Genomic DNA, 24,535 nt, shown 5'->3' with positions numbered 1-24,535 from the left:
GGAGCCACGGTGAGCAAGGTCGAGGAGTTCGAGGAACTGCGGCCGCTGCTGTTCTCGATCGCCTACCGGATCCTGGGCAGTGTGGGGGAGGCCGAGGACGCGGTGCAGGAGACCTGGCTGCGGTACGACGCCTCGACCACCGTGCCGGACTCCGCGAAGGCCTACCTGTCGGCGGCGGTGACCCGGCTCTCGATCGACGTGCTGCGCTCGGCCCGGGTGCGGCGCGAGGAGTACGTCGGGCCGTGGTTCCCCGAGCCGCTGCTCGCCGACCCGTACCAGGACCCGGAGCGGGCGGCCGAGCTGGCCGACTCGGTCTCGATGGCGGCGCTGCTGCTGCTGGAGCGGCTCAGCCCGCTGGAGCGCGCGGCCTTCGTGCTGCGCGAGGTGTTCGGCTTCGGCTTCGACGAGGTGGCCGGGGCGGTGGGCCGCTCCGAGCCGGCCTGCCGCCAGCTGGTGGTGCGGGCCCGGCGGCACATGGCCGAGGGGCGCACCCGGTTCGAGGCCGACCGCAGGGAGCGGGCGGAACTGGCCGCGCGGTTCTTCCGGGCGCTCAGCGAGGGCGACCTGGACGGGCTGCGCGGACTGCTCGCCGCCGACGTCTCGCTGGCCGGCGACGGCGGCGGCAAGGCCCCGCAGCTGGCCAGGGCGGTGCTGGGCGCGGACAAGGTGGCCCGACTGCTCGCCGCCGTGTACCCCGGGCTGCTGGCCCTCGGGGTCAGCTGCGAGCCGCGGCCGGTCAACGGCCAGCCCGGCGCGATCTTCCGCGACCGCGAGGGCGCGGTGCTGAACGTCATGGTGCTGGAGGTGCTGGACGGTCAGGTCCAGGGAGTGCGGCTGGTGGTCAACCCGGACAAGCTCGGCCACCTCGGCCCGGTGGCGGACCCCTGGGTGCTGCACGAGGAGCTGCGCAGGTCCCGGCAGGGCGGGGCGGGCAGCTGAGGGGGCGTCAGCCGCGGGCCTACTGGCCGTCCACCTCGCCGTAGCCCGGCTGCGGCCGGGCCGGCACGGTGGCGAGCGAGCGCAGGCCGCGGACGACCGCCAGCCCGCGGCGGACGGCGGCCCAGCCGGTGGGCTGCGCGGGGGCCGGCTCGGCGCGGAGCACCGGGGCGGCCGGCGCGGGCACCGGGCGGGTGCGCGGTGCCGGGATCACGGCGTCGGCGGTGCTGGGCTGCGTCATGGCCCCTCCAATGGTCCTCAGGGTGAGTGGGACTTTAGTCCTGTCCGATCCGCAGACCATCAGACCAGGGGATGATTTGAACCCGATGAACCACCCCGTCCCGGTTGCTACCCCCTGACAGGCCGCTCACTCCGCCCGTCGGGCCGGTCCGCCGGCCGTGGGCCAGCCGCGCAGCCCGCCGGTGAGCAGCCCGATCATCCGCTCCTGGGTCACCGCCAGGTCCTCGCCGAGCTGGAAGGCGCCGCCGATGGCCAGCGAGGCGAAGCCGTGCGCCAGGCTGCGCACCGTGCGGGCCGCGTGCACCGCCTCGGCGTCGGTGATCCCGTAGCCGGCCAGCACCTGGAAGATCGTCCCGACCAGCCGGCCGCCCTCGGTGGTCAGCCGCTCGTCGTCGTCGGCCGACGGGGCCTGCGGCAGGGCCGCGTACCGGCGCGGGAAGGCCAGCGCGTAGGCGTGGTAGGCCCGCAGCAGGGCCTGCACCGCGTCCTCGCCGTCCAGCCCGGCGACCGCGCCGGTCAACTGGTCGGCCAGGTCGCCGGTGACCCGCACCGCGACCAGCCGGCGCAGTCCGGCCAGGCCGCCGGGCACGTGCTTGTAGAGCGAGGGGGCGGCCACGCCGGCCCGGGCGGCCACCGCCGCCAGGGTCAGCTCGCCCGGCCCCTGCTCGTCGATCAGCGCGAGCGCGTGGTCGACCACGACGTCGGGGGTGAGTCCGGCGCGGGGCATCAGGCGGCCACCTCGGCGAGGAACGGGAGCAGCGCGTCGGCGGTGGCCCGCGGGGCCTGTGCCATGGGGTAGTGGCCGGCGCCGTCGATCATCACCTTGCGGGCGTTCAGCGCGGCGGCCTGACGGTCCGCCAGCTCCTCCGGCTTGGGGAAGTCGGGGTCCTTGCTGCCCATCACCACCAGGGCCGGGCAGCGCACCCCGGCGCTCCAGCCGATCGGGGCGGAGTCGCCGCGGACGTAGCCGCGGGTGGCGGTCTTGCGGCCCGGGGTGCGCAGCGCGGCCTCCAGGCCGGCGTTGTAGGCGCGGATCTCGGGGGTGGGGCCGCCGGGGTAGGCCAGCTTGTTCAGGTAGTAGCCCCAGACCTTGGGGAAGGCGAGCAGGGCCGTGCCGAGGCCCCAGCCGAGCGCCTTGGTGAAGGCACCGGCCGGCTGCTCGGCGAAGGCGTCCAGCAGCACGATGCCGGCCACCCGCTCGGGCGCGTCGGCGGCGACCCGGATCACGGTGGCGCCGGTGTAGGAGCTGCCGACCAGCACGGCCCGCTCGACGCCCAGGTGGTCGAGGAGCGCCAGGGCGTCGCCGGCCAGCGCGGTCGGGCTGTAGTCGTCCCAGGCGATCGAGGACTCGCCGAAGCCGCGCAGGTCCATGGTGATCACCCGGTGGCCGGCGGCGGTGAGCAGCGGGACGAGGTGGCGGTAGGCGGCCCGGGAGTCGAGCATCCCGGGCAGCAGCAGGACCGGGGTGCCGGCTCCCTCCGTGTCGTCGTAGGCGAGGGTGCCGCCGGCGAGCTTCAGGTACCGGGTCTGCGGAGCGAGGGTGCTGTTCACGGCTGCCTCCGAGGGGCTCTGCGCTGGTCGGCGTCCTGCCGACACCCACAAAGCTATGGCTAATAGCCTTAGCCGTCAACCCGGAACGGATCGTGCTCCGCCAGCAGCTTCTCCAGCCGGGCCTGGTCGACCCGGTTCACCACCTCCCCCACCTCCTGTCTGTCCCGGATCACCTTGGCCAGGGTGAACGCGGAGGTGACGGTGTAGAGCAGCCCGAGCGCGAGGAAGGCCCGCGTCCAGGTGCTGACCGGCAGGTAGGCGATCCCGATCGCGAGGCCGCCGCCGGCCAGCGCGAAGGAGAGGATCGCCTGCACGTAGTAGGCGGAGGTGGTCCGGGGCTGCACCGATGAAGTCATGCCTGAAGGATCGCCAACTCCGCTTCCGGGCACATGAGTACGCGTACTCAGGTCGGCACCCAGGGTGAGAGTGGAGTCGCCTCGGGAGAGTGGCTTGGAATCAGGGGCTCGTGGGATTAACGTTTGATAACGCAGCGCGGTCGGCAACGCCGTCCCCGACGGCACCGTGCGCGTCGCCTAATCCGCCGGCCTGCGAGAACGCAGGCCGGGGGAGCCGGGGAACCACGTTCCTTGGGGTGAATCGGGCCTTCACCGGCCCGTAGGAGACCTTCCTGCTCCGAACCCGTCAGCTAACCCGGTAGGCGCGAGGGAAGGAAAGGAGCGCCACCCGTGGCGTTGACGCACACCCCGGCCGGCCGCGGCGCCGTGCTCGACCCCACCGACGCGCCCCGTCGGATGCCCAAGCAGACCCGCACCAGCGCCCCGGTGCTCGGCGTCACCGCGATGGCCGCCGCGCTCGGCGCCACCACCGGGCTGACCGCCGCCGCAGCGGCCGCCGAACCCGCCGCCCCGGCGCCCGCCGTGACCGCGCCGGACACCGACCCGGGGCTGGCCCTGGCCGCCCGGATCCAGCAGCAGGCCGAACCGGCCCAGTCCGAGGCCCAGCAGACGGCGCAGCAGCCGACGGTGCGGCAGGAGACGGCGCGCCAGGAGGCCGAGCAGGCCGCCCGCGCGGAGGCGGCCCGCGAGGCCGCCCGGCTGGAGGCCGCGCACGAGGCCGCCGCCAAGCGCGCCGCCCAGCAGGCCGCCGCCGAGCACGTCGCGGCCCAGCAGGCCGTGGAGCAGGCCGCCGCGCAGCAGTCCGCCGTGGAGCAGGCCGCCGCCGAACCGGCCGCCGTCGAGCCGACCGGGACCGGCAGCACCGTGCTCCCGATCGCCGACCGCCCGATCGACCCGCCCGTGGCCACCCCGTGGGAGGGGCTGCGCACCGGCGTCGACTTCTCCGCCCCCGTCAACACCCCGGTGCGGGCCGTGGCCGGTGGCACCGTCAGCTCGGCCGGCTGGTCCGGCCGCTACGGCTACCGGGTGATCCAGACCCTGCCCGACGGCACCGAGGTCTGGTACTGCCAGCTGTCCGCGATCACCGCCACGGCGGGCGAGCTCGCCCCGGGCGAGCCGCTCGGCCGGGTCGGCGCCACCGGCAGCGGCACCACCGTGGCGCGGCTGCACCTGGAGGTCCGTCCGGGCGGCGGCGCGCCGGTCGACGCGGCGGCCTGGTTCCAGTCCCGCGGGGTCTAGGAGTTCACCCCTCCTCGGGGGCCGGCCAGTCGCCGATGTCCGGCAGCTCCACCAGGCCGCGCTTGACGATGTAGTGGTCCACCTCGGCGGCCCCCGGCTCCGGGGCGAGGTCCTGGTACTCCGTCAGCAGCAGCTCCGGCAGCCCGGGCACGGTCCACTCGCCGAGCAGCCGCAGCGCCTCCGCCTGCACCGCCGCCTCGAACTGCGGGAAGTCGCCGGACAGCTCGGCCGGCATCGGCAGGCCGAGCGCGTTCAGCCCGGCCAGGTTGCGGTAGCTGCGCTGCATCAGCCGGTTCTCCACCAGCAGCCGGGCGCCGTCGGTGGCCATGCCGATGGAGAGCAGCACGCCCTCGGTCCAGCCGTCCGTGCCCTCCGGCTGGTCCAGCCCCTCGATCCCGGCCAGCACCGCGACCTGGTCGTGCGGCTCCAGCTCGCGGTAGCCGTCCAGCCAGGACCGCACCGCGGCGGGGTCGGCGGTGTCCACCCCGGCCCCGCGCAGCAGCAGCGCGTACAGCCGGGGCCAGGTCAGCAGGTGCGGCTGGCGCAGCAGTCCGGCCAGCAGCTCGCCCTGCCACTCGGCCTCCGCGCGCAGCCGCTCGTGCCGCTTGGCGTTGAGCCGCTTGGCCGCCCGCTGGTGTTCGAGCAGCAGCAGCACGGCGGCGCCGTAGGCCAGCGGGTCCTGGTCCGGCGCCGGCTGCACGTAGAGGTGGATCCTTTCGTACAGCAGTTCCTGGAGGAGGGGGGAGGTGAGCTCCGGGAAGCCGTCGTGCAGCCGGGCGTCACCCAGTTCGAGCAGTGTGAGGACCGCGTTCAGCGGCCCCTCGGGCACCGGGTCCAGACCCTGTTCCTCGGCCCAACGCAGCAGCTCAGCGGTGTGCGGCCGGGGGGTGAGCCGCAGGTCCTCGTCGTCCATGACCGGTACGGTAACCGGTTCGCGGCGCACTACCGTACGTGCCATGCACCCCGTCCTGCTGACCGGGCCACGGCTGACCGTCCGTGAGTTCCACCACGTGGAGCGCGACATCGACGCGCTGCACGCGATCTTCGGCGATCCGCTGGCCGCCCGCTACCTGCCCTTCGAACCCCGGGACCGGGAGGACTGCGCCGACCAGGTGGCGCTCTACCTGGACGAGTCGGAGAAGGACCCGCGCACCGTCTACCGGCTCGCCGTCACGCTCACCGCCGACGGCGAGGACGCGGTGCCGCTGGGCAACGCGGTGCTCGGCGTCGAGGGCGCCGCGGAGCAGCGCCAGGCGTTCATCGGCTACGCGCTGCGCCGGGACGCCTGGGGCCTCGGGTACGCCACCGAGATCGCCCGGCTGCTCTGCGGCTTCGGCTTCGGCGAGCTCGGCCTGCACCGGCTGGCCGCCCGGCTCGACCCGGAGAACCTGGCCTCGGCCCGGGTGCTGCGCAAGGTCGGCTTCCAGCTGGAGGGCCGGATCCGGGACGACCTGTACCTGCGCGGCCGCTGGCACGACGCGCTGCAGTACTCGCTGCTGGAGCACGAGTGGCCGTCCGCCGCGGACCGGGCGGGGGGTTAACCCCACCCCGGGTCCGCCGGACAGCAGGATTTCCCGGGTCGGCCCCGCCCGGCAGGCTTGGGCACATGACGACGACCTTCGCCCAGGTCGGGCCGGCCGACCGCCCCGCCCGCTCCGCCTCCTTCCTCGGCCGGATCGGCCGCGAGTACGGCTACGTGGCCGGCTCGCTGTTCACCGGCATCCTCGGCTTCTGCTGGTCCGTCACCCTCTTCGCGGCCGGGCTCGGCACCCTGCCGACCATGCTGGGCATGCCGGTGCTGGCCCTGCTGCTCAGCGGCTGCCGCGGCCTGGCCGCGCTGGAGCGCGCCCGGGTGGGCGCCCTGCTCGGCGAGGAACTGCCCGCCCCGGCCCCGGTGCGCCGCTCCCGGGCCGGCTTCTGGGGCGCGGCGGTGGACCGGCTGGCGGACGGCGCCGGCTGGCGCGCCTTCGCCCACGAGCTGCTGATGTTCCCCTGGCGGGTGTTCAGCTTCGTGCTGAGCACGGTGCTCTACGCGGTGGGCCTGGCGATGGCCGCGCTGCCCGCCTACAACTGGGTGTTCAAGACCTACGTCGGCTGGCCGGGCTACCGGATCTTCGACTACTACGACAGCCACCACGTGCACCACACCTACTACGTGTCCTCGTCCTGGCAGCTGATCGGCGCCTCGCTGGCCGGGGTGCTGGTCCTGCTGCTGGCCGTCGGCACCACCCGGGTGCTGACCGGCGTCTCCCGCTCGGCCGCCCGGCTGCTGGCGGCCGGCTGACCCAGCCGATCGACCGTCACCAGCTGCCCCGACCGCCGAGCGGCCGTCAGGGCAGCTGCTGGTGGTTGATCAGGTAGCCGCCGGCCACCTGGGCGCAGTTCGCCCGCCAGCCGATCGGCAGGTCGGCCGCGAGGTCGTGCATCACGGTGAGGCTGTTCGCGTCGGCGGCGCCGCCGTGCTGGAGCAGGGACAGGGTCACCTGGATCTCGTCGGTCAGGCTCTCGTCGGAGTCCAGGCAGCGGTTGGAGAGGGTGCTGAAGGCGTCGTCGTACTGCTGCGGGCTGCCCACCCCGGCCAGCTGGGCGTGCAGGTCCTGCAGCCGCAGCCACTCGCCGCGGGGCAGCGCGGTGATCACGATCGGCGCGGGCCGCGGCGGGTGCTGGGTGGCCACGCCGACCGCCGTGACGGCGGCCACCACGGCCACCAGCACGACCGCTCCGGCCGTTCCCCGTCGCGACACGGCGACCCCCCTTCCGCTGCCCGGCGACCAGCCTGGCAGGCCGGCCCCGGATGCGCTCCGTCGTTTACGCAGCTGTGACCGCACAGTCTGGCGGACACCCGCACCCGGACGCCCCACCCGGACGCCCCCACCCGGCCGGCCCGCAGCGGATGCGCCGCTCCCGCGCGCGTGTTCGGCTGGCCGGGTGCTGATCACCTCGCGGCCGCTGGACGAGTACTGCGCCTTCTTCGGGCTGACCAGGGCTCAACTGGCGCTCCTGCCGGGGCCGGTGCTGGACTGCCCGGGCGGCGCGGCGGGACTGGTGGCGGAGGCCAGGGCGCTGGGCTGCCGGGTGGTGGCGGTCGACCCGGCGTACGCGCGGCCGACCGCGGAGCTGCTCGCCGAGGCCGAGCGGGCCCGCTCGGCGATGGCGGCCGCGATGCGGGCCCGGCCCGGGCAGTACCTGTCGGTCCGTCACCTGCCGCACCACAAGTACCTGCGCAGCTGGGACCGGGCCCGCGCGCTGTTCGCCGCCGACCGGGCGGCCCACCCGGGGGACTACCTGGCCGCCGCGCTGCCCCGGCTCCCGTTCGCCGACGGGGTGTTCGCGCTCACCCTGAGCTCCTACCTGCTCTTCGCCTACCCGGACCGGTTCCCGCCGGCCGCCCAACTGGCCGCCCTGCTGGAGCTGGTCCGGGTCACCGCCCCCGACGGCGAGGTCCGGGTGCACCCGCTGCACGACGCCGAGAGCCGGCGCAGCCCGCACCTGCCCCGGCTGCGCCGGGAGCTGGGCGGGCGCGGGGTGCACAGCGAGCTGCGCACCGTGCGCGCCCCGGGGGACGGGCGGCGGCGCTACGTGCTGGTGCTGACCCGGGTCCGGTTTCGGCCAACTCCCGGAAAGACCGGAAGGCCAGAGTCCGTGACCGCTAGCGTCCGCTGAGTGACCATCACACTGACGAAGAGCAGCCGTCTGTTCGCCGCCGCGGTCGCGGCCGCCGCCCTCTGCACCGTCGCCGCCCCCGCCGCCCGGGCCGACACCCCGCCCGCCGACCAGTGCTCCACCGCCTTCCAGGCCGGCGACGCCCGGCTCGGCCCGGCGCAGCTGCCCAGCACCGGACGGGTCGGGGCCCAGCTGATCGGCTACGACCGCACCGGCGGGCTCGGCGACCAGGCCTTCCTGCAGCAGTACTACGACCCGGCGGCCGGCTCCTGGAAGTACCCGCCGCAGAACGGCTACCTGATCGGCCTGAACGACCAGCCGATCGAGATCGACCAGACCCTGCCGGTCGGCCAGGACATCGACCGCTACGGCTCCGAGTACGGGTCCTTCCTGGCCCCCGAGGGCACCCCGTACACCATGCGCGCGATACCGCCGCAGAGCCTGGACGGCACCCCGGCCGCCGGCTGCAACTACCACGACTACAAGGTGGTCAAGCCGTTCGCCGTGCACGGCGGGCCGATCGCCCCCTGGTTCGGCCAGCTCGGCTACGGCTGGCAGTACCAGCTGGACGCCACCCTGCTGCCGGGCGCGCCGAGCCGGATCAACGTCGGCTGGCTGGTCGCCAACGGCTACCTGGAGCGCCTCGTCTGACGCCCCGGCGGCTCAGACCCCCGACGGCCGCGGCGTCGGCACCTGACCGATCGCGTCCAGCTTGGCCAGGATCCGTTCCGCCACCCAGCGGCGGTCGGAGGCGTCCGGGATGCCGTCGGGGGCGAGCAGCTGGTTGACCACCGCGTTGCGCAGCCGCATCCGCTGGTCGCGGCCCAGCCGGTTGAGCATGCCGCGGGCCGCGAGCAGCGCGTGGTAGTGCTCGAAGGCGCTGCGCGGGTGCTCGACGTACTCCAGCACGCTCTCGAAGTCGCCCAGCAGCGGGTTGCCCTGGGTGAGCGCCAGGGCCTGCAGCCGCAGCCCCGGGTCGTCCGAGGCGAACAGCCCGCGCACCTCGTCCGGCCCGGCCGGGGAGTTCTTGGCGCCGGCCCGGATCTCGGCCATCTGGGCGGCGGCGGCCGTCGGCTGGGCCGGGGTGCCGGCCCGCGCGGTGAACTTGCCGAGCCGGCCCATCGCCTGCACCCGCAGGTCCTCCGCGCCCACCTCGTCGCCCTGGCGCTGCTGCTCCTGGGCGGTGGTGAACAGGTGCAGCGCGTCGCCGTCGGCCCGGGTCAGCGCGCCGGCCAGCATCAGCCGGGTGGCCAGCCAGCCGCCGAGGAAGCCCAGGATCAGGAAGTAGAGCACCAGCGCGACCGCGAACGGGGTGGCGTCCTGCCGGCCGCCGAGCGCGGGGGAGAGCGAGTGGCCGAGCTGGCGGGCGCCGTGCCAGAGGCTGCCGAGCTGGGTCAGGCCGACGCCGAGCAGCAGCTTGGTGAGCCAGTCGGAGACCTGCTCCAGGTTGGTGTTGGCAGTGTACTGGCCGCTCTGCGCGGGCGCGGCGGCCGCGTTGGACCCGAGCACGTGCGGGATGCCGAACAGGAAGCCGATCAGCGCACCGACCACGGTGGTGGCGCAGGAGATCATCACCCCGGCGCCGAGCGCGCTCACCGGGTGCGGCGCGGCGGTGGTGTAGAGCAGCAGGCCGAGGAACCCGAGCCCGATCAATGTGCCGACGGCGACCGCCTGCCGGCGTCGCGCCAGCCCGTCCAGACCCAGCTGCCCCGCCATCCGCCCGCTCCCCGCTCGCTCCGGTCCGCTCCAGACGGCACGAACTGTAGCGCCAGCTCACCCGTTCGCGCGTCCGTCAGGCGGGTGAATGCCGAAGCCCCCGGCGCCTCGCCTTGAGGCATCCGGGGGCTCGACTACTTCTGCGCGGTTCCGTCCGCGGGGCGCCGGCTGATCAGGCCGACAGCTCCACGGAGGCGCGCCCGAGCGAGTCAGACGCGCGGAGCGCAGTCGTGTTGGTACTCAACTCAGGATCACCTCCTTTCATTTGGTTCGGTGCCCACCATAGGCAGGCGGTCCGCGCGGGGGCAACGGATTATTCGCGCGACCCGCGAACCGCGACCCGCGAACCGCACCCCGGGGAACGCCGAAGGCCCGGTGGATTTCTCCACCGGGCCTTCGTGCTACTGAGTAGCGGGGACAGGATTTGAACCTGCGACCTCTGGGTTATGAGCCCAGCGAGCTACCGAGCTGCTCCACCCCGCGTCGGTAGGACAGACAGTACGCGATGTCGTCCGGAATGCACAAACAGCCGTCCGGAGCGCCCCGGAAACGGGTCACGGGCCGGGTCCGGAACCGCCCCGGGGAATGCCGAAGGCCCGGTGGATTTCTCCACCGGGCCTTCGTGCTACTGAGTAGCGGGGACAGGATTTGAACCTGCGACCTCTGGGTTATGAGCCCAGCGAGCTACCGAGCTGCTCCACCCCGCGTCGGTGAACACCACACTACGCGATGCCGTCCGTTTCCGGAAATCGCTTTCACGAAACCTGCTGACCTGCGGTTCCTCCGGTCAGCGCGCAGCGGTTGCGGGGCGGGGCAGGCCGTGCGGGCGGCCGCGGGCCCAGAGCGCGAGGCCGGCCAGGGCGGCGAAGCAGGGGACCATCAGCAGGGCGTAGACGGCCAGGAAGTCGTGGGTGCCCAGGCCCGCCGCCGCGTTCCAGACGCCGTGCAGGGCCACCGCGGCCAGCCAGCCGGCCGGTGCGGCCAGCCGGGCCCGCCGCCGCCCGGCGCAGGTCAGCGAGACGGCCAGGCCCAGGCCGGTCAGCGCGGTGAACAGCGGGTGCGCGAACGGGGTGAGCAGCGCGCGCAGCACGAAGGTGTGCACGGTGTCGTCGTAGTCCCGCAGCGAGGGGGTCAGGCCCAGGCCGATCGACTCCAGCCGCTGCTGCTGGTCGTCGGTGAAGGCCCGGCCCAGGTAGAGCACGTTCTCGGTGAAGGCGAAGCCGCAGGCGGTCATGCCGCTCAGCACCAGGCCGGAGGCGATCGCCCGGTGCCGCAGCCGGGCCCGGGCCGCGGGCGAGGGGCCGGTGCCCCGGCGGGGCCGGCGGCGGTGCAGCGGCAGCATGGTGGCCAGCAGCACCAGGCCCTTGGCGGTCTCCTCGATCAGCGGGGTGGCGAGCTCGGCGCCGAGCGTCTGCCCGCGCTGGCCGCCCTGCACGGCGGTCAGCCAGGAGCCGGCCCAGCCGTTGGCCAGCAGGGCGATCAGGGTGGCGGCGCAGGAGCCCCAGGCCAGGCAGAGCGCCAGCCGCCGCCCGGGCAGCCGGGCCCCCTGGTTCAGCCAGGTGAGCGCGGCCAGCACGAAGGGCACCGGGAGCACCGCGAGCCCGAGGCCCACCAGCAGGCCGGTGGTGCCGGTCTGCCGCTGCACCAGGCGCACCATCAGCACCGCGCAGCAGGCCAGGCCCAGGACCACCGCGGCGCCGCGGGCACGGTGCGGACGGCTCACGCCGAAAAGCGTAGGGGACGATCCCGCTTCCGGACAGGGGTCGGTGACCGGCCGTCGGGCCGCGGTGACGCCCCGTCAGGCGTGCTGCGGCCCGCGGCGGTCAGCGCTTCTCGAAGAGCAGGTCGTGCACCACGTGGCCCTTGGCCAGGCCGGCCCGCTCGAACTTGGTCACCGGGCGCCAGTCGGGCCGCGGGGCGTAGCCGGGCACGGTGCCGTCGGCGCGGCCGTCGGTCCAGTCGCTGCCGTCGCCCTCGGGGTGCAGGTTGACCAGCTCGGGGCGGGCCGCCAGCACCTCGGCCATCTGCTCGGCGTAGGGCTCCCAGTCGGTGGCGCAGTGCAGCAGGGCGCCGGGCGCGAGCCGGGGCAGCACCAGGTCGAGGAAGCCGTGCTGGACCAGCCGGCGCTTGTGGTGCTTCGGCTTCGGCCACGGGTCGGCGAAGTAGATCCGCAGCCCGGCCAGCGAGGCCTCGGGCAGCATGTCGCGGATCAGGATGATCGCGTCGCCGGCGGCCAGTCGGACGTTCTGCGCGCCGCTGAGCTCCAGCAGGTTCAGCAGGGCGCCGTGGCCGGGGGTGTGCACGTCGGCGGCCAGGATGCCCTTGCCCGGGTCGGCGGCGGCCATCGCGGCGGTGGTCTCGCCCATCCCGAAGCCGATCTCCAGGGTGACCGGCAGGCCGCCGAAGAGCGTGCCCAGGTCCAGCGGGGTGCCGTCGATCGCCACGCCCCAGTGCTCCCAGAGCCGGTCCAGCGCGCCGGCCTGCACCTGGGTCATCCGGCCGCGCCGGGGCTGGAAGGTGCGGATCCGGTGCTCCCGGTGCTGGGCCTCGGTGGCCTTGTGCGGGTACATCGGTGCCGGGTAGCCGGCCGGGGCTGCGGAGAGCCGCTCGGACGGGCGCGGGGCGGGCAGCTCGCTCGGGGAGCCGGGGGCGCTCGGGGTGGTGGGGGCAGTCGCATTCACAATGCCGTCGAGTGTACGGGGGCGCTGCGGGGCGGCAGTAGGGTCAGCGGCCGCCCGCGTCCAGGGCGGCCAGCGCCCGCCGGGCCACCTCCGCGCCGATCGGCAGCGAGGCGGTGGCGGCGGGCGAGGGGGCGTTCAGCACGTGCACGGTGCGGCGGGGCGAGCGCGGGTCGGCGGGGTCGAAGCCGGCGAAGGCGAAGTCGTCCAGCAGGGCGCCGTGGCGGTCGACGGCCTGGGCCCGCACCCCGGCGCCGGCCCGGACCAGGTCCTCGGCGCGGACGGCGGGCAGCAGCCGGCGCACCGCCCGCAGGAAGGCCGGCTTGGAGAGCGAGCGGTGCAGCTCGCCGACCTCGCTGCGCCAGTGCCGCCGGGCCAGCCGCCAGGTGCCGGGGAAGGCGACCGTGTCGGCCAGGTCGGCCAGCCGCACGGTGCGCCAGTCGTAGCCCTCCCGGGCCAGCGCCGGCACCGCGTTCGGGCCGACGTGCACGTCGCCGTGGATGCCCCGGGTCAGGTGCACGCCCAGGAACGGGAAGGCCGGGTCCGGCACCGGGTAGACCAGCCCGCGGACCAGGCCCCGGCGGTGCTCGGCCAGCTCGTAGTACTCGCCGCGGAACGGCACGATCCGCACGCCGGGGTCGTCCCCGGCCAGCCGGGCGATCCGGTCGCCGTACAGGCCCGCGCAGTTGACCAGCACCGCGCAGCGCAGCTCCCGGCCGGTGGCCAGCCGCACGGTGACCGCGTCCCGGCGCCGCGCGATCCCGGTCACCTCGTGGCCGGTGCGCAGCTCGGCGCCGCGCTCGGCGGCCAGCCGGGCGTAGCAGCGGGCCACTTCGGCGAAGTCGCAGATCCCGGTGCTCGCCACCCAGAGCGCCCGCAGCCCGGCCACCGCGGGCTCGCGCTCGCGCAGCCGGGCGGGCGTCAGCTCCTCGACCCGCAGGCCGTTCGCCCGGCCGCGCTCGGCGAGCGCCGCGAGCCGGGGCAGCTCGGCCGGGGCGGTGGCCACGATCGTCTTGCCGGTCACCTCGTGCGGCAGCCCGTGCTCCCGGCAGAACCGGACGAGTTCGGCGGCGCCGCGCACCGCGTAGCGCGCCTTGAGCGAGCCGGGGCGGTAGTAGATCCCGCTGTGGATCACCCCGCTGTTGCGGCCGGTCTGGTGGCTCGCCGGGACGGCCTCCTTCTCCAGCACCGCGACCCGCAGTCCGGGCCGTTCGCCGACCAGCGCCCGGGCCGTCGCCAGGCCCACGATGCCGCCGCCCACCACCAGCACGTCGTAGCTCTCGTCCGCCATGCTGCGGATGGTGCCACGCGGACCGGTGCGGCGTCAGGAGGGCCGGGCGGTTCGGGCGGGCGCGGGTGTCAGGCGGGGGCGGTGAGCACCGCCCGGGCCCGCTCGGTGAGTTCGCGCACCCGCTGCTCGCCCTGGAAGGGCTCCAGCCGGCGCAGCATCTCCAGCACGTACTCCCGGCTGCGCTGGGAGGAGATCCGGCCGGCCACCTCGACGGCCCGGCCGCCGGCCTCCACGGCCGCGTCCAGGTTGCCGGCCTCGGCCTCGGCCATCGCCGAGACCACCAGCCGCAGGCCGTGCGAGCGGACGAAGCCCTCGGTCGGGCGGGCCAGCGCCTCCTGGGTGAACTGGCGCACCTTGGCGGGCATCCCGAGGTCGCGGAAGCACTCGGCGGCGTCGGCGGCCAGCCGGTCGTAGGCGTAGAAGTCGATCCAGGCCGGGTCGGGATCACCGGCGCGCGAGCGCTCCAGCGCGCCCTCCGCCGCCGCGAGCGCCGCGCCGCAGGCCGCCGAGTTGCCGGCCTTGGCCTGCGCCCGGGCCTCCACCAGGTGGAAGAAGCTCATCGTCCGGTTGGTGGCCAGCCCGCGGTTGCGCTCCAGCGCCGCCTGGGCCAGGTCCACCGCCTCCTCGGCGAAGCCCCGGTAGCAGGCCTGCAGGCTCATCGAGGCCAGCACGTAGCCGCCCAGCGGCACGTCGGCCGCGGCCCGGGCCAGCCGCAGCGCCTGGATGTAGTACCGCTGGGCCGCCTCGTGCTGGCCGGTGTCGAAGGCCATCCAGCCCGCCAGCCTGGTGAGTTCGGCGGTCGCGCCGAACAGCGCCCGGCCCACCGCGTCGCTGTAGGAGGCCAGCAGCAGCGGCGCCGCCTCCTGCCGCAGGCACTCCGGCACCATCGAGGAACGCCAGTCCCCGCCGCCGTACTTGGAGTCCCAGCGGCGGGCCTCCTGGGCCGCCTCGCGCAGCTTGGCCGCGTCGGACTGGCCCACCCGGCCGCGCCCGCCCGGGCGGACGGCCGCCGACTCCTCGCGGGCCACCGTGCTGTCCGCCGGGTTGATCAGCCAGCGCGAGACCGGGGTGGTGTAGGCCGCGGCGGAGAAGGTGCCGGCCAGCGCGTCGCTCCAGCGGCCGCCGCCCGCGCCCCGGCGCAGCTCCAGGTCCACCCGCCACAGGTCGGTGGCCGAGCGCACCGCGTCCGGCACCTCGCGCGGGAAGGCCAGCCCGAGTTCGGGGGCCGGGTCGGTGCCGCCCAGCCCGATCTCGTCCAGCGGCACCGGGCGGCCCAGCTTGCCGCCGATCGCGGTGGCGATCAGGTGCGGCACCGGGCCCTGCGGCACCATGCCCTTGCTCACCCAGCGGGCCACCGAGGTCTTGTCGTAGCGCAGCGTCAGACCGCGCTGGGCGCCCAGGTCGTTGACCCGCCGGGCCAGGCCCGCGTTGCTGATCTGGGCCTGGGCCAGCAGGGCGCCGAGCCGCTCGTTCGGTCCTCGTGAGGTGGTGCTCATGCGACGGCCCCCCTCTGTGGGTGTGCGCGCAGCGGCCCGATGCGGTGGCACCAAGCGTAGTCGGCCGGGTTCCCAGGGTTAAGGGTGGATATTCCGGTTGGCGCGATCGCGCACCCGGGGCGTCGGGGGTGCGGTGGCGCACGGGGGCCGTGGGAGTGGCGTGACGGTGCGTCAGGGGAGGCTGACGGGTGGTCATGGAGATCGCCGTGCTCCGGTTCCGTGTTGACGTGCGCCCACCTGTGCCCCCTGGTTCCACCGGCGTCCCGGCAGTTCGCTAGGGGCAGTGGGTCGGCCCGCCGTCGAGGACCCGGCGGGCCGGGGGATGCCGCTGCCTCAGTTCCCCGCGGGCAGTGGTGGAGGTCCGGGAGGGCATGCGGATGCCCTCCCGGGCTTTGCGCTACTTTCGGCCATTCCTCGGTGGCCGTGACCCGATCGGAACGCTCGGCGGCGGTGGGCCGCGGGCACCGCGAATCGGACGCGCGGTACCCGCGGCCCCACACTCTCGGACGGCCACCGGGTGCCCAGCTCCCCGCCGCGCCGTCCGCGCCGCGCGGCCCGGGCCACGGAGGGGGAGCCCCGGGCCGCGCGGCAGTCCACACCGCCGCCGCCGGACAGCCGGAGGGTCCCGGCCGCCGGGATTGCCGGGAATGGCCCGCCCCGGGTGGGAATCACCCGACCTCGCACGAGGGGCTGTTCGAATCCGCCGCAGTGGCACGATGTCCTTGGCCCGCCACCTCCTCGGCCGCGGGCCGGGACCCACGCTCTGGTGGAGGCGCGATGCGGTGGCTGGCGGGGTGGAGCGGCAGCGTCTCCCGGGCGCGCCCGCCCGGTCGCGCGCCGCTGGGCGCCGCCGTCGGCGGCCCCACCCTGCCGGACGCGCTGGCCGCGCTCGCCGCCGTCCGCCCGATCGCCGCCACCCCGCTCTGGCTCGGGCCCGACCCGCTCTGGGCGGTCGGCGACTGGCGCCCCGAGGAGATCCGCCAGTTCGTCCAGCGCCCCGGCGCCGGCCGCCCGGAGGCGGTCACCGGGACCGCCGACCTGAGCGGCGACGCCGAGTCCACCGCCCGGCTGCTGGTGCTCGGCCACTGCGGGGCCGGCGACCAGGAGCTGGCCGCCGGGCTCGCCACCGCCCGCGGCGGCGCGGTGCGCCACCTGACCGGTTGGCCCGGCAGCTACACCGTGGTGCTGCGGATCGGCACCCGGAGCACCCTGCTGCTCACCGACCTGGCCGGGCTGCAGCCGGTCTTCCACACCCCCTGGTGCGGCGGCACCGCTTACGCCACCGCCGGGCTGCCGCTGGCCGACCTGGTCGGCGCCGGGGTGGACACCGGCCACCTGGCCGCCGCGCTGGCCTGCCCCGAGTCCGCCGAGGCGCTCGGCACCAGCACCCCCTACGCCGGGGTGCACCGGGTGCCGCCCGGCCACACGCTGGCGATCCGCGGCGGCCGGCCCCAGACGGCCCGCTACGACGACGAGGGCACCCCCGGCGGCGGCCCGGGCGCGGGCGGCGAGGCGCCGGCCGTGCGGGAGTTGACGCGCACCCTGCTGGAGGCGGTGCGCTACCGGGTGCGGCTGGCGCCCGGCGGCGGGCCCGGGCCGCGGATCGGCGCGGACCTGTCCTACGGCACCGCCTCCACGGCGGTCGCGCTGCTCGCCGCCGCCGTGCCGATCGCCGCCGCTGCCTCCGCCACCGCGTCCGTCGCCGCCCCGGCGCTGCCGGCCGGGCCGGTCCCCGCGCCCCGGCGCACCGGCGCCACCAAGGGCTCCTGGACCCGGCCGGAGCCGGCCGGGGAGCAGGCGGCGGTGCCGGAGCTGCTGGCCGCCGTCACCTCGCACGAGGCGCCGCGCCCGGCCCCCGAGCCGCCGCCGGACGGCGGGCGCCCCCGGCTGCGGCACACCGTGCTGGCGACCGACGCCCAGCACCTGCCGTACGCCGAGCTAACCGACGACCCGCTGGCCGGGCCGCTCACCGACGCGCCCGGCCGGGCCCTGGTCACCGCCGCCGGCACCGCCGCCCGGCTCGGCGCCGGCGGCACCGACCACCTCACCGGGCACGGCGCCCGCCAGGTGCTGGACGGCCACCCGGCCCGGCTCGCCGACCTGATCCGGGACGGCCGACCGCGCGAACTGCTGCCCCCGGTGGCCGCGCTGGCCGGCGCCGACCGGGCGCTCACCGGCACCTTCAGCGACGCGCTGCGCACCCCGGTGACCGTGCTGCGGGCGGCCCGGCGGCTGGCCCGGGCCGGGTACGCGGAGGCGCTGGACGACGCGGCGGTGCAGCTGACGGTCCGTCGGCCGGCGGTGCGCCGGGGCAGGCGACCCGGCGCGCGGTACACCATGGGCGCCTACTCGGTGGCCGACCTGGCCTGGGTGGTGCCCGGGCCGGCCGCCCGCTGGCTGTCCGACGACGCGCTCGCCGCCGTCGCCCAGCGGCTGCGCATGGCCGCCCGGGGGCCGGAGCCGCTGCTCGCCCCCGGGGCGCACCGGGCCCGGCTGGCCCTGCACCACCACGCGGGCGGCTTCCGCACCCTGGTGCAGGCCACCGAGCAGCACGGGCAGCGGGTGCACGCGCCGTTCTTCGACAACCGGGTGGTCCGGGCCGCCCGGCTGCTCCCGGCCGACCTGCGCCTGCAGCCCGGGGCCCGGCACGCGCTGCTGCGCTCGGTGCTCACCGGGGCGGGCCGGGCCGACCTGCCCGCGGACTGGGGGCGGGCGCCCCGGCCGGACCGCGCGCAGGCCGCCCGGCTCGGGCTGCGGCGGTCGGGGGACGCGCTGGCCGACCTGTTCCGTGCGCCGCTGCTCGCCGAGGCCGGCCTGATCGACCTGCCGGCCGTGCACCGCGCGCTCGGCTCGGCCACCGACCCGTACGGCGACCTGCCGCCGGGCGCCCTCGACGGCCTCGCCGACCTGATCGCCACCGAACTCTGGCTGCGCCGCTTCACCGCCCGCCACCGCGGCACCTGCTGGACCGGGCTGCCCACCCCGCAGCGCCGGGCGCTGGCGGTCGGCACGCCGATCTGACGGCCCGTCCTCCGGCGTGCCGTCGGGTCGGCCGGTGCGGCGGGCCCCGATCATGGGCCGGTGACCACCCTCGATCCCGCGCCCGCCGCCCGGCCGGTGCACACCGGCCCGCCCGCGCCGCCGGGCGGGATCCTGGCGGCCTGCGACGGGTCGGACGGCTCGCTGTGGGCCCTGGACCGGGCGATGACCGAGGCCGAGCGGTACGGCCTGCCGCTGCACGTGCTCGGCGTGGTCAACCCCAGCCCCGGCGGGGCCTACCCGCCCGGGATGGCCGAGCTGGTGCGGGAGAGCGTGGAGCGGCTCGGGGAGAGCATGGCGGACGGGCTGCGCCGGGCCGTCGGCGCCGTCGAGCGGGCCCGGCACCGTCCGTTCACCGGCCCCTGCGCGCTGCACGTCGCGTACGGCCGGCCGATCGAGGTGCTGCTGGCGGCCTCGGCCGGCCGGCACACCCTGGTGGTCGGCGCCCGCGGCAACGGCGCGTTCGGCCGCCTGCTGCTCGGCTCGGTCAGCTCGGCCGCCGCCCACCACGCCGGCTGTCCGGTGCTCATCGTCCCCGCGCCGCCGGCCCGCTGAGAGAACTCCTCCGGTCCGGTCACCCCTCCCGCTTCTTGCGGTAGTGCCGGGCCGCCCGGGCCCGGTTGCCGCAGCCGGGGCCGCACCACTCGCGGCGCGGGTGGTCGCGGACGAAGTACTGCACGCAGCCCGGGCCCTGACAGGCCCGCAGGTCCGCCCGGGCGGGGGTGCCGAGCAGGCGGACGGCGTCCCGGGCGCGGTCGGCGAGGGCCGCGTCGGCCGGGCCGGCGGCGGACCGCTCACCGGTCGTCGGCGTGCCGTCCGGGCCGGTGAGCAGCACCGGCCAGCGCGGGGCCAGCGCGGCGGCCGCGTTCAGCACCGCCAGGTCGGCCGCCGGGTACGCGCCGTCCCCCGTCGCCGCGGCGAGCAGCCGCCGCACCGCGTCGCGCAGCTCGCGGAACCGCTCGGCGTCCGCCGCCAGTCCGTGCGCCGCGAGCCACCCGTCCAGCTCGTCCCGCTCCCGTCCGCGCACGGCCACCACGGTGTTCGCCAGCTCGACCGCCGGCGGCTCGGTCTGTGTCGTCTCCATTCTCTAATGGTAAGTCACTCTTGCAACCATAAGAATCCCCTGTCAGGATCTCACACCAAGACACCTTTCGAACCGTTAGAAACCCTGGGGGAAACCGCCGATGGCCACCGTCGCCGCCAGCACCGACAGCGCCGCACCGCCGATGCCACCCGCCGCCCTCCGGCACAACCGCGACTTCCTGGCCTTCTGGTTCGGCGAGTCGCTGTCCCTGCTCGGCAGCCAGGTGACCACCCTGGCGCTGCCGCTCACCGCCGTGCTCGCCTTCCACGCCAGCCCCGGCGAGGTCGGGCTGCTGCGCTTCCTGCAGCTGGTGCCCTACCTGGGGCTGGCGATGGTCTTCGGCGCCCTGGTGGACCGGATGCGCCGGCGGCGGGTGATGCTGGTGGCCAACGCGGCGCGGATGGTGCTGATCGGGCTGGTGCCGCTGCTGGCCGCCACCCACCACCTGACGATCGGTCTGCTGCTCGGGCTGGCCTGCGCGATCGGCGTCTTCTCGGTGCTCTTCGACGTCAGCTGGATGTCCTTCGTGCCCACCCTGGTCAAGGACCCCGACCAGTACCTGGCGGCGAACCAGCGGCTCGGCGTCACCTCCTCGGTCGGCGACGTGGCCGGGCCCGGCATCGCGGGCGTGCTGGTCGGGGCGCTGACGGCGCCGATCAGCCTGCTGGCCGACTCCGCGTCCTACCTGGTCTCGCTGGTCACCCTGCTGATGATCCGCACGCCCGAGGAGCGCCCCGCGCCGCCCGCCGCGAAGCGGCACCTGGGCGCCGAGGTGCGCGAGGGCCTGGCGTTCGTGCTCGGCCACCGGATCCTGCGCCCGCTCGCGCTGGTCGGGCCGTTCTGCAACTTCTCGATGATCTCGGTGTGGACCCTCTTCCTGCTGCACGCCGCCCGGGACGAGGGCCTGGCGGCCGGGCTGATCGGCGTGGTCTTCTCGGCCTCCTCGGTCGGCGGCCTGGTCGGCGCGAGCCTGTCCCGCAAGGTGGTGGCCCGGCTGCGGCCGGGGCGCGCCTACGCGGTGTCGATGTCGCTGATCTTCGCCGGGCCGCTGCTGATCCCGTTCGCGAGCGGGCCGAAGCCGGTGCTGCTCGGGTTCTTCGTGCTGGCGTTCTTCGTGAGCTACGCGGGGCTGGGCGTGGCCAACGTGGTGATGGTGAGCCTGCGTCAGGGCTGCACCCCGCCCGCGCTGATGGGCCGGATGAACGCCGCCTTCCGCACCCTGCTGTTCGGCGGCGGCTCGCTCGGCGGCCTGCTCGGCGGCTACCTGGCCGGAGCGGTCGGCATCCGCACCGCGCTCACCGCGGTGGCGATCGGGTCCGCGCTGATGCTGTTGCCGGTGGCCCTCTCGCCGGTCAGCCGGCTGCGCGAACTGCCCACGAAGGACTGAGCCGCCCCTACAGTGGGCCGATCACGACGACCGGGGGGACTCCCAGTGAACCGACACCACGACTTCGCCGCCGTCCACAACTTCCGTGACCTCGGCGGCTACCCGGCCGCCGACGGCCGCACCGTCCGCTGGGGCCGGGTCTACCGGTCCGACTCGCTCGGCAAGCTGCGGGGCGCGGACCGGGAGCGGTTCCGCGCCCTCGGCGTGCGCACCGTGATCGACCTGCGCTACCCGTGGGAGATCGAGCGCAGCGGCCGGGTGCCGGAGCTGCCCGGCCTCGCCTTCCACAACCTCAGCATCGAGCACCGCCCGTACGACCAGGCCGCGCAGGGCCCGGAGGTCGAGGTCGGCCCGTTCCTGGCGGAGAAGTTCTCCGAGGTCGCCCACGACGGTACCGCCGAGATCCGCCGGGCCCTGGAGGTGATCGCGCACGGCGACGGCCCGCTGGTCTTCCACTGCCAGTCCGGCAAGGACCGCACCGGCCTGATCGCGATGCTGCTGCTCACGCTCCTCGGGGTCGACCAGGAAGTCGTCGTGTCCGACTTCACCCTCACCAACCTGGCCACCGACCGGCTGGTGGCCGACTGGCACCAGAAGTACCCCGAGCTCACCCTGCGCTGGCCCGGCTACGGTCGTGCCCCCGCCGAGGTGCTGGAGCTCTTCATCGCGGAACTGACGCAGCGTTACGGATCGGTCCGCGGCTACGCCACCGAGCGGCTCGGCGTGGACGACGCCCTGGTGGCCGTCCTGCGGGAGAGGTACCTGGAGGGCTGAGGCCGCCGTGCCCCGCCGGCCGGCCGGGGCGGAATGGATTCGCGGACGAATTGGTTGAAACTTCACGTTCAAGCACGTTCGTCCACCGTCCGTCCTCCGTCGAAACAGGAAGCCACCCCCATGAAGGTCGAGATCTACTCGGACATCGCCTGCCCCTGGTGCTACATCGGCAAGCGCCGCTTCGACCAGGCGCTGGCCCGGTTCGACGGGGAGGTCGAGGTGGTCTACCGCCCGTACCAGCTGGTCCCCGACGCCCCGGCGACCGCCAGCCCGCACCGCGCCTGGCTGGCCGAGCGCTACGGGCCGCAGTCCCGCGCGATGGACGACCGGGTCACCGAGCTGGGCCGGGCCGAGGAGATCACCTTCGACTTCGACGCCGCGCTGCACGCCAACACCTTCCTGGGCCACCGGCTGCTGCACCTGGCCGAGGCCGAGTACGGACCGGCCGCGCAGGGCGCGCTCAAGGAGGCCCTGCTCAAGGCGCACTTCACCGACGGCGTGGACGTCGGCGACCGGGCGGCGCTCACCGAGGTGGCCGTCGCGGCCGGCCTGGACCGGCAGCGGGTCACCGAGTACCTGGCCGGCGAGGAGGGCGCCGACGAGGTCCGGCACCAGCTCGACACGGCCCGGCAGCTGGGCATCAGCGCGGTGCCGACCTTCGTCTTCGAGGGCCGCTGGGCGGTGCAGGGCGGTCAGGAGGCCGACACCTTCCTGCAGGTGCTGAACCAGGTGGCGGCGGAGACTACGGCCGAGGCTGCTGCGTCGGAAGTCGGCTCGGCCGACGTCGACGGCACCGGGGCCTGCGCGGACGGCTCCTGCGCCGTCTGAGCACCCGCCCGGTTCAGCAGCTGAACCGGGCGTCCGCCCAGTCGGCCAGGTTGGCGCCCGACCAGATGCCGTCCAGCGGGGTGACCACCAGCTCGATCCGGGTCTGCGCGCCCAGCGGCACGTGCACCGGCACCGCCGGGTCGCCCACCCGCAGCGGCGCGGAGGACCAGAGCGTGCCGCCCGCGCCGTCCCGCACGCTGAACCGGAACGCGCCCGGCGCGAGGCTGAAGTCGTCCATGCCGACCGTGGCGTCATAGGCCGAGCAGCTGCGGTTCAGGTCCACGGTCACCGTCGAGGGCGAGTGCACCGAGATGCCGCGCTTGTAGGCCGAGCCGCCGATCAGCAGCCCGTCCCGCTGGAGCAGCCAGTCGCTGTTGCGGCGGTCGATGCTCGGCCCGGACGGCGGCACCCGGTCGGACTTCTTGGAGAACGGCAGCGTGTCCACCCAGAAACTGGCCGGGGGCGGCGGGGCGACCGTCGGCTCCGGGGTGGGGATCGGCGGCGGTGTCGGCACCACGGTCGGCACCGGCGGCGGCGAGAAGCTGGGGACCGGCGGCGTCGGCACCACGATCGCCGGCGGCGTCGGGACCGGCGGCGGGCTGGGCACCGGCGCGGGGGGAGTCGGCGGGGCAGACTTCTGCGGTGGGGGCACCACCCGGGCGTGGGTCGGCGCGGGCGTGGGCACCGGCGGCGCCGGGCTCGGCGCCGGGGGAGTGGGCAGCGGTGCGGCCGCTGGCGGCGGGCTGGCCGGCGCCGAACTGGGCGCGGGCGGAGCGGCGGCCGGCGGCTTCGGCTCGGGGCTGCCGGTCAGCGCGTAGGCGACCGCGGCCACCGCGGCCACCGCGACGGCGGCGGCCACCGCGGCCTTCCCGACCGTGCCCAAACCCTCACCGGCCGCCCCGGCCACCCCGCCTGACGCACCGCCACCCGCCGCGCCGCCGGCCGCCGCACCGCCCGCGGCCGCACCCGACGCGCCGGCCGCACCCGCGGCCGCGCCCCCGGAGGCACTCGCCGCCGAGGCGGCCGAGGCCGCCGAGGCCGCAGCCGCCCCGCCGGCCGCCGCGCCCCCGGCCGCCCCGGCGATCCCGAGCGCCGCCGCGAAGGCCGAGAACGCACCGGCCCCGATCCACACCAGCACCCCGCCGGGCAGCACCAGGCGCAGCGCGTGGTTGATGTCCACCAGCTCCAGCAGCGCGGCCGTGCACTTGTCGCACTCCCGCAGGTGGGTGCCGACCTCGCTCGCCGCCCGCTTGCGCAGCGCACCCCGGGCGTACTGCCCGAGCCGGTTGGCGTACTCCTCGCAGCCCTGCTCCTGGGAGCCGGAGACGTGCGCCTGCAGGAACGCGGCGGCCAGCCGGGAGCGGGCCCGGTGGGCCTGCACGGCGGTCGCGTTGGCGGTCTTGCCGAGCAGCACCGCGACGGTCTTCGGCGACTCCTGCTCCACCTCGGTGTGCCAGAGCAGCACCCGGTCGTCCTCGGGCAGTTCGACGAAGGCCCGCATCACCATCCGGCGGTCGGCCATCGCCATCGCCCAGGCGTCGGCGCCCGGGTCGGCCAGCTCGAAGTCGATCGCGGCGGCGGCGGCCGACTGCTCGAACGCGCCGAAGTCGTCGATCAGCTGCTCGCGCCGCTCGCTGCGGGTCCAGGCGGCGGCCACGTTGCGGACCGCCGTCTGCAGGTAGGCGCGGACCGCGAACTCCGGCCCCTTGCCGGCCTTGAGCGCCTGCAGGGTGCGGGCGAACACCTCGCCGGTCAGGTCCTCGGCGGTGAAGCTGTCCCGGCAGCAGGTGCGGGCGTACCGGCGCACCGCCTCGACGTGCCGGCGGTAGATCTCCTCGTAGGCGGAGTCGTCGCCGGCCCGCACCAGTGCGGTCAACTCGGCGTCGGAGGGCGGCCGGTCGCCGTCCACCGGGTCGGCCGGCGGCGGCACCTTGCCGAGCGGCACCGGAACCTCGCGCTCGACCGGGCCCGGCTCGCCGGGGGCGGCCCGGTGCGCCACGAAGGCCTCCGGCGTCACCCCGCCCTGCCCGGCCACCGCCTGCCCGGGCACCCGGGGCGGGCTCTCGGGCGCGGGCGACTGGGCGAGCGACTCCCGCACGGGCGCGCCGCCCTGGCCGGGCACCTGCCCGGTCGAGGCCTCGGCGCCGGGCTCGGCGCTCCGCTCGTTCTGCTCCTCGGCACTCATCCGTCCGCCTCGCCCGATCCGCCCGTCCACCCGTGCCCGTGCCGCGGCCCGGGCCAGCGCCCCGCACGCCCG

Annotated in this window: 24 protein-coding genes, 2 tRNA genes and 1 riboswitch; of the genes, 11 read left to right on the top strand and 15 right to left on the bottom strand. The window is 75.9% G+C overall.

The window, feature by feature from the left end:
* Positions 1-9 precede the first annotated feature (9 nt).
* Complete coding sequence (locus FHX73_RS11730; RefSeq protein ID WP_145904958.1) at positions 10-939, top strand: RNA polymerase sigma-70 factor; 930 nt, start codon at positions 10-12, stop codon at positions 937-939.
* A 19-nt stretch (positions 940-958) separates the two neighbouring features.
* Here FHX73_RS11730 and FHX73_RS11725 read toward each other — a convergent pair whose 3' ends face one another.
* The 4 genes from FHX73_RS11725 to FHX73_RS11710 all read right to left on the bottom strand — a co-directional run bounded on the left by FHX73_RS11725 (position 959) and on the right by FHX73_RS11710 (position 3,083).
* Complete coding sequence (locus tag FHX73_RS11725; protein WP_145904957.1) at positions 959-1,177, bottom strand: hypothetical protein; 219 nt, start codon at positions 1,175-1,177, stop codon at positions 959-961.
* 126 nt (positions 1,178-1,303) lie between these two features.
* Entirely contained in the window at positions 1,304-1,903 is a 600-nt protein-coding gene (locus tag FHX73_RS11720) for a TetR/AcrR family transcriptional regulator (RefSeq protein ID WP_145904956.1), read from the bottom strand.
* Positions 1,903-2,727: an alpha/beta fold hydrolase gene (locus FHX73_RS11715; RefSeq protein ID WP_145904955.1), complete on the bottom strand. Its 825-nt coding sequence runs from the start codon at positions 2,725-2,727 to the stop codon at positions 1,903-1,905. The genes FHX73_RS11720 and FHX73_RS11715 overlap by 1 nt, the downstream gene beginning before the upstream one ends.
* A 68-nt stretch (positions 2,728-2,795) precedes the next feature.
* Positions 2,796-3,083 carry a YiaA/YiaB family inner membrane protein gene (locus FHX73_RS11710; protein ID WP_145904954.1) on the bottom strand — a complete coding sequence of 96 codons (288 nt, stop codon included), beginning with the start codon at positions 3,081-3,083 and terminating at the stop codon, positions 2,796-2,798.
* A 164-nt stretch (positions 3,084-3,247) separates the two neighbouring features.
* A riboswitch (cyclic di-AMP (ydaO/yuaA leader) is annotated at positions 3,248-3,403 on the top strand.
* 10 nt (positions 3,404-3,413) lie between these two features.
* Here FHX73_RS11710 and FHX73_RS11705 point away from each other — a divergent pair.
* Positions 3,414-4,322 carry a M23 family metallopeptidase gene (locus tag FHX73_RS11705; RefSeq protein ID WP_145904953.1) on the top strand — a complete coding sequence of 303 codons (909 nt, stop codon included), beginning with the start codon at positions 3,414-3,416 and terminating at the stop codon, positions 4,320-4,322.
* Positions 4,323-4,326: 4 nt separating this feature from the next.
* On the opposite strand, the gene FHX73_RS11700 is transcribed toward FHX73_RS11705, so the two are convergent.
* Entirely contained in the window at positions 4,327-5,235 is a 909-nt protein-coding gene (locus FHX73_RS11700; RefSeq protein ID WP_145904952.1) for a hypothetical protein, read from the bottom strand.
* Between the two features lie 43 nt (positions 5,236-5,278).
* Here FHX73_RS11700 and FHX73_RS11695 point away from each other — a divergent pair, with 43 nt between their 5' ends.
* Positions 5,279-5,863: a GNAT family N-acetyltransferase gene (locus FHX73_RS11695; protein ID WP_170304890.1), complete on the top strand. Its 585-nt coding sequence runs from the start codon at positions 5,279-5,281 to the stop codon at positions 5,861-5,863.
* A 65-nt stretch (positions 5,864-5,928) separates the two neighbouring features.
* Positions 5,929-6,606 carry a sensor domain-containing protein gene (locus FHX73_RS11690; RefSeq protein WP_145904950.1) on the top strand — a complete coding sequence of 226 codons (678 nt, stop codon included), beginning with the start codon at positions 5,929-5,931 and terminating at the stop codon, positions 6,604-6,606.
* 46 nt (positions 6,607-6,652) lie between these two features.
* Here FHX73_RS11690 and FHX73_RS11685 read toward each other — a convergent pair whose 3' ends face one another.
* Positions 6,653-7,066 (bottom strand): hypothetical protein, encoded by a 414-nt coding sequence (locus FHX73_RS11685; RefSeq protein ID WP_145904949.1) that lies wholly within the window; start codon positions 7,064-7,066, stop codon positions 6,653-6,655.
* Between the two features lie 184 nt (positions 7,067-7,250).
* On the opposite strand from FHX73_RS11685, the gene FHX73_RS11680 reads away from it, so the two are divergent.
* Both FHX73_RS11680 and FHX73_RS11675 read left to right on the top strand, forming a co-directional pair.
* The gene (locus tag FHX73_RS11680; RefSeq protein WP_145904948.1) at positions 7,251-7,985 is read left to right on the top strand and encodes a hypothetical protein; all 735 of its coding nucleotides are present in this window, start codon (positions 7,251-7,253) and stop codon (positions 7,983-7,985) included.
* Complete coding sequence (locus tag FHX73_RS11675; protein WP_246213471.1) at positions 7,986-8,636, top strand: TNT domain-containing protein; 651 nt, start codon at positions 7,986-7,988, stop codon at positions 8,634-8,636.
* 12 nt (positions 8,637-8,648) lie between these two features.
* On the opposite strand, the gene FHX73_RS11670 is transcribed toward FHX73_RS11675, so the two are convergent.
* From FHX73_RS11670 to FHX73_RS11640, 7 genes are all read right to left on the bottom strand, one after another.
* Entirely contained in the window at positions 8,649-9,701 is a 1,053-nt protein-coding gene (locus FHX73_RS11670) for a hypothetical protein (RefSeq protein WP_145904947.1), read from the bottom strand.
* Between the two features lie 409 nt (positions 9,702-10,110).
* Positions 10,111-10,184: transfer RNA gene (locus FHX73_RS11665), tRNA-Met, on the bottom strand.
* A gap of 150 nt (positions 10,185-10,334) precedes the next feature.
* Positions 10,335-10,408: transfer RNA gene (locus tag FHX73_RS11660), tRNA-Met, on the bottom strand.
* Between the two features lie 80 nt (positions 10,409-10,488).
* Complete coding sequence (locus FHX73_RS11655; RefSeq protein ID WP_145904946.1) at positions 10,489-11,424, bottom strand: PrsW family intramembrane metalloprotease; 936 nt, start codon at positions 11,422-11,424, stop codon at positions 10,489-10,491.
* 100 nt (positions 11,425-11,524) lie between these two features.
* The gene (gene trmB, locus FHX73_RS11650) at positions 11,525-12,382 is read right to left on the bottom strand and encodes a tRNA (guanosine(46)-N7)-methyltransferase TrmB (RefSeq protein WP_342795295.1); all 858 of its coding nucleotides are present in this window, start codon (positions 12,380-12,382) and stop codon (positions 11,525-11,527) included.
* Positions 12,383-12,425: 43 nt separating this feature from the next.
* Positions 12,426-13,670 (bottom strand): L-2-hydroxyglutarate oxidase, encoded by a 1,245-nt coding sequence (lhgO, locus tag FHX73_RS11645; RefSeq protein ID WP_145904945.1) that lies wholly within the window; start codon positions 13,668-13,670, stop codon positions 12,426-12,428.
* 68 nt (positions 13,671-13,738) lie between these two features.
* A complete protein-coding gene (locus tag FHX73_RS11640; protein WP_145904944.1) occupies positions 13,739-15,166 on the bottom strand; it encodes an NsdA family TPR-like regulatory protein in 1,428 nt (475 codons plus the stop codon).
* 777 nt (positions 15,167-15,943) lie between these two features.
* Between FHX73_RS11640 and FHX73_RS11635 the strand changes: the two genes are divergently transcribed.
* Positions 15,944-18,187 carry an asparagine synthase-related protein gene (locus tag FHX73_RS11635; RefSeq protein ID WP_145904943.1) on the top strand — a complete coding sequence of 748 codons (2,244 nt, stop codon included), beginning with the start codon at positions 15,944-15,946 and terminating at the stop codon, positions 18,185-18,187.
* Positions 18,188-18,247: 60 nt separating this feature from the next.
* A complete protein-coding gene (locus FHX73_RS11630) occupies positions 18,248-18,760 on the top strand; it encodes a universal stress protein (RefSeq protein WP_145904942.1) in 513 nt (170 codons plus the stop codon).
* A gap of 19 nt (positions 18,761-18,779) precedes the next feature.
* Here the strand turns inward: FHX73_RS11630 and FHX73_RS11625 are convergent, their stop codons facing one another.
* A complete protein-coding gene (locus tag FHX73_RS11625) occupies positions 18,780-19,289 on the bottom strand; it encodes a CGNR zinc finger domain-containing protein (RefSeq protein WP_145904941.1) in 510 nt (169 codons plus the stop codon).
* A gap of 100 nt (positions 19,290-19,389) precedes the next feature.
* Between FHX73_RS11625 and FHX73_RS11620 the strand changes: the two genes are divergently transcribed.
* The 3 genes from FHX73_RS11620 to FHX73_RS11610 all read left to right on the top strand — a co-directional run bounded on the left by FHX73_RS11620 (position 19,390) and on the right by FHX73_RS11610 (position 22,278).
* A complete protein-coding gene (locus tag FHX73_RS11620) occupies positions 19,390-20,676 on the top strand; it encodes an MFS transporter (RefSeq protein WP_145904940.1) in 1,287 nt (428 codons plus the stop codon).
* 45 nt (positions 20,677-20,721) lie between these two features.
* A complete protein-coding gene (locus tag FHX73_RS11615; RefSeq protein WP_145904939.1) occupies positions 20,722-21,450 on the top strand; it encodes a tyrosine-protein phosphatase in 729 nt (242 codons plus the stop codon).
* 120 nt (positions 21,451-21,570) lie between these two features.
* Positions 21,571-22,278, top strand: a complete 708-nt coding sequence (locus tag FHX73_RS11610) for a DsbA family oxidoreductase (protein WP_145904938.1) — start codon at positions 21,571-21,573, stop codon at positions 22,276-22,278.
* Positions 22,279-22,291: 13 nt separating this feature from the next.
* Here FHX73_RS11610 and FHX73_RS11605 read toward each other — a convergent pair whose 3' ends face one another.
* A complete protein-coding gene (locus FHX73_RS11605; protein WP_211786174.1) occupies positions 22,292-24,463 on the bottom strand; it encodes a sigma-70 family RNA polymerase sigma factor in 2,172 nt (723 codons plus the stop codon).
* Between the last annotated feature and the right edge of the window lie 72 nt (positions 24,464-24,535).

This window comes from Kitasatospora viridis, assembly GCF_007829815.1.
Taxonomy (GTDB): domain Bacteria; phylum Actinomycetota; class Actinomycetes; order Streptomycetales; family Streptomycetaceae; genus Kitasatospora; species Kitasatospora viridis.
This window is presented reverse-complemented; position numbering and strand designations above follow the sequence as displayed.

Excerpts from the sequence above, each read along its gene's own strand:
- FHX73_RS11640 (WP_145904944.1), bottom strand. The coding sequence starts at position 15,166 with ATGAGCACCACCTCACGAGGACCGAACGAGCGGCTCGGCGCCCTGCTG.
- FHX73_RS11725 (WP_145904957.1), bottom strand. The coding sequence starts at position 1,177 with ATGACGCAGCCCAGCACCGCCGACGCCGTGATCCCGGCACCGCGCACC.
- FHX73_RS11605 (WP_211786174.1), bottom strand. The coding sequence starts at position 24,463 with ATGAGTGCCGAGGAGCAGAACGAGCGGAGCGCCGAGCCCGGCGCCGAG.
- FHX73_RS11610 (WP_145904938.1), top strand. The coding sequence starts at position 21,571 with ATGAAGGTCGAGATCTACTCGGACATCGCCTGCCCCTGGTGCTACATC.
- FHX73_RS11620 (WP_145904940.1), top strand. The coding sequence starts at position 19,390 with ATGGCCACCGTCGCCGCCAGCACCGACAGCGCCGCACCGCCGATGCCA.
- lhgO (WP_145904945.1), bottom strand. The coding sequence starts at position 13,670 with ATGGCGGACGAGAGCTACGACGTGCTGGTGGTGGGCGGCGGCATCGTG.
- FHX73_RS11710 (WP_145904954.1), bottom strand. The coding sequence starts at position 3,083 with ATGACTTCATCGGTGCAGCCCCGGACCACCTCCGCCTACTACGTGCAG.
- FHX73_RS11670 (WP_145904947.1), bottom strand. The coding sequence starts at position 9,701 with ATGGCGGGGCAGCTGGGTCTGGACGGGCTGGCGCGACGCCGGCAGGCG.
- FHX73_RS11635 (WP_145904943.1), top strand. The coding sequence starts at position 15,944 with ATGCGGTGGCTGGCGGGGTGGAGCGGCAGCGTCTCCCGGGCGCGCCCG.
- FHX73_RS11690 (WP_145904950.1), top strand. The coding sequence starts at position 5,929 with ATGACGACGACCTTCGCCCAGGTCGGGCCGGCCGACCGCCCCGCCCGC.
- FHX73_RS11720 (WP_145904956.1), bottom strand. The coding sequence starts at position 1,903 with ATGCCCCGCGCCGGACTCACCCCCGACGTCGTGGTCGACCACGCGCTC.
- FHX73_RS11700 (WP_145904952.1), bottom strand. The coding sequence starts at position 5,235 with ATGGACGACGAGGACCTGCGGCTCACCCCCCGGCCGCACACCGCTGAG.
- FHX73_RS11695 (WP_170304890.1), top strand. The coding sequence starts at position 5,279 with ATGCACCCCGTCCTGCTGACCGGGCCACGGCTGACCGTCCGTGAGTTC.
- FHX73_RS11625 (WP_145904941.1), bottom strand. The coding sequence starts at position 19,289 with ATGGAGACGACACAGACCGAGCCGCCGGCGGTCGAGCTGGCGAACACC.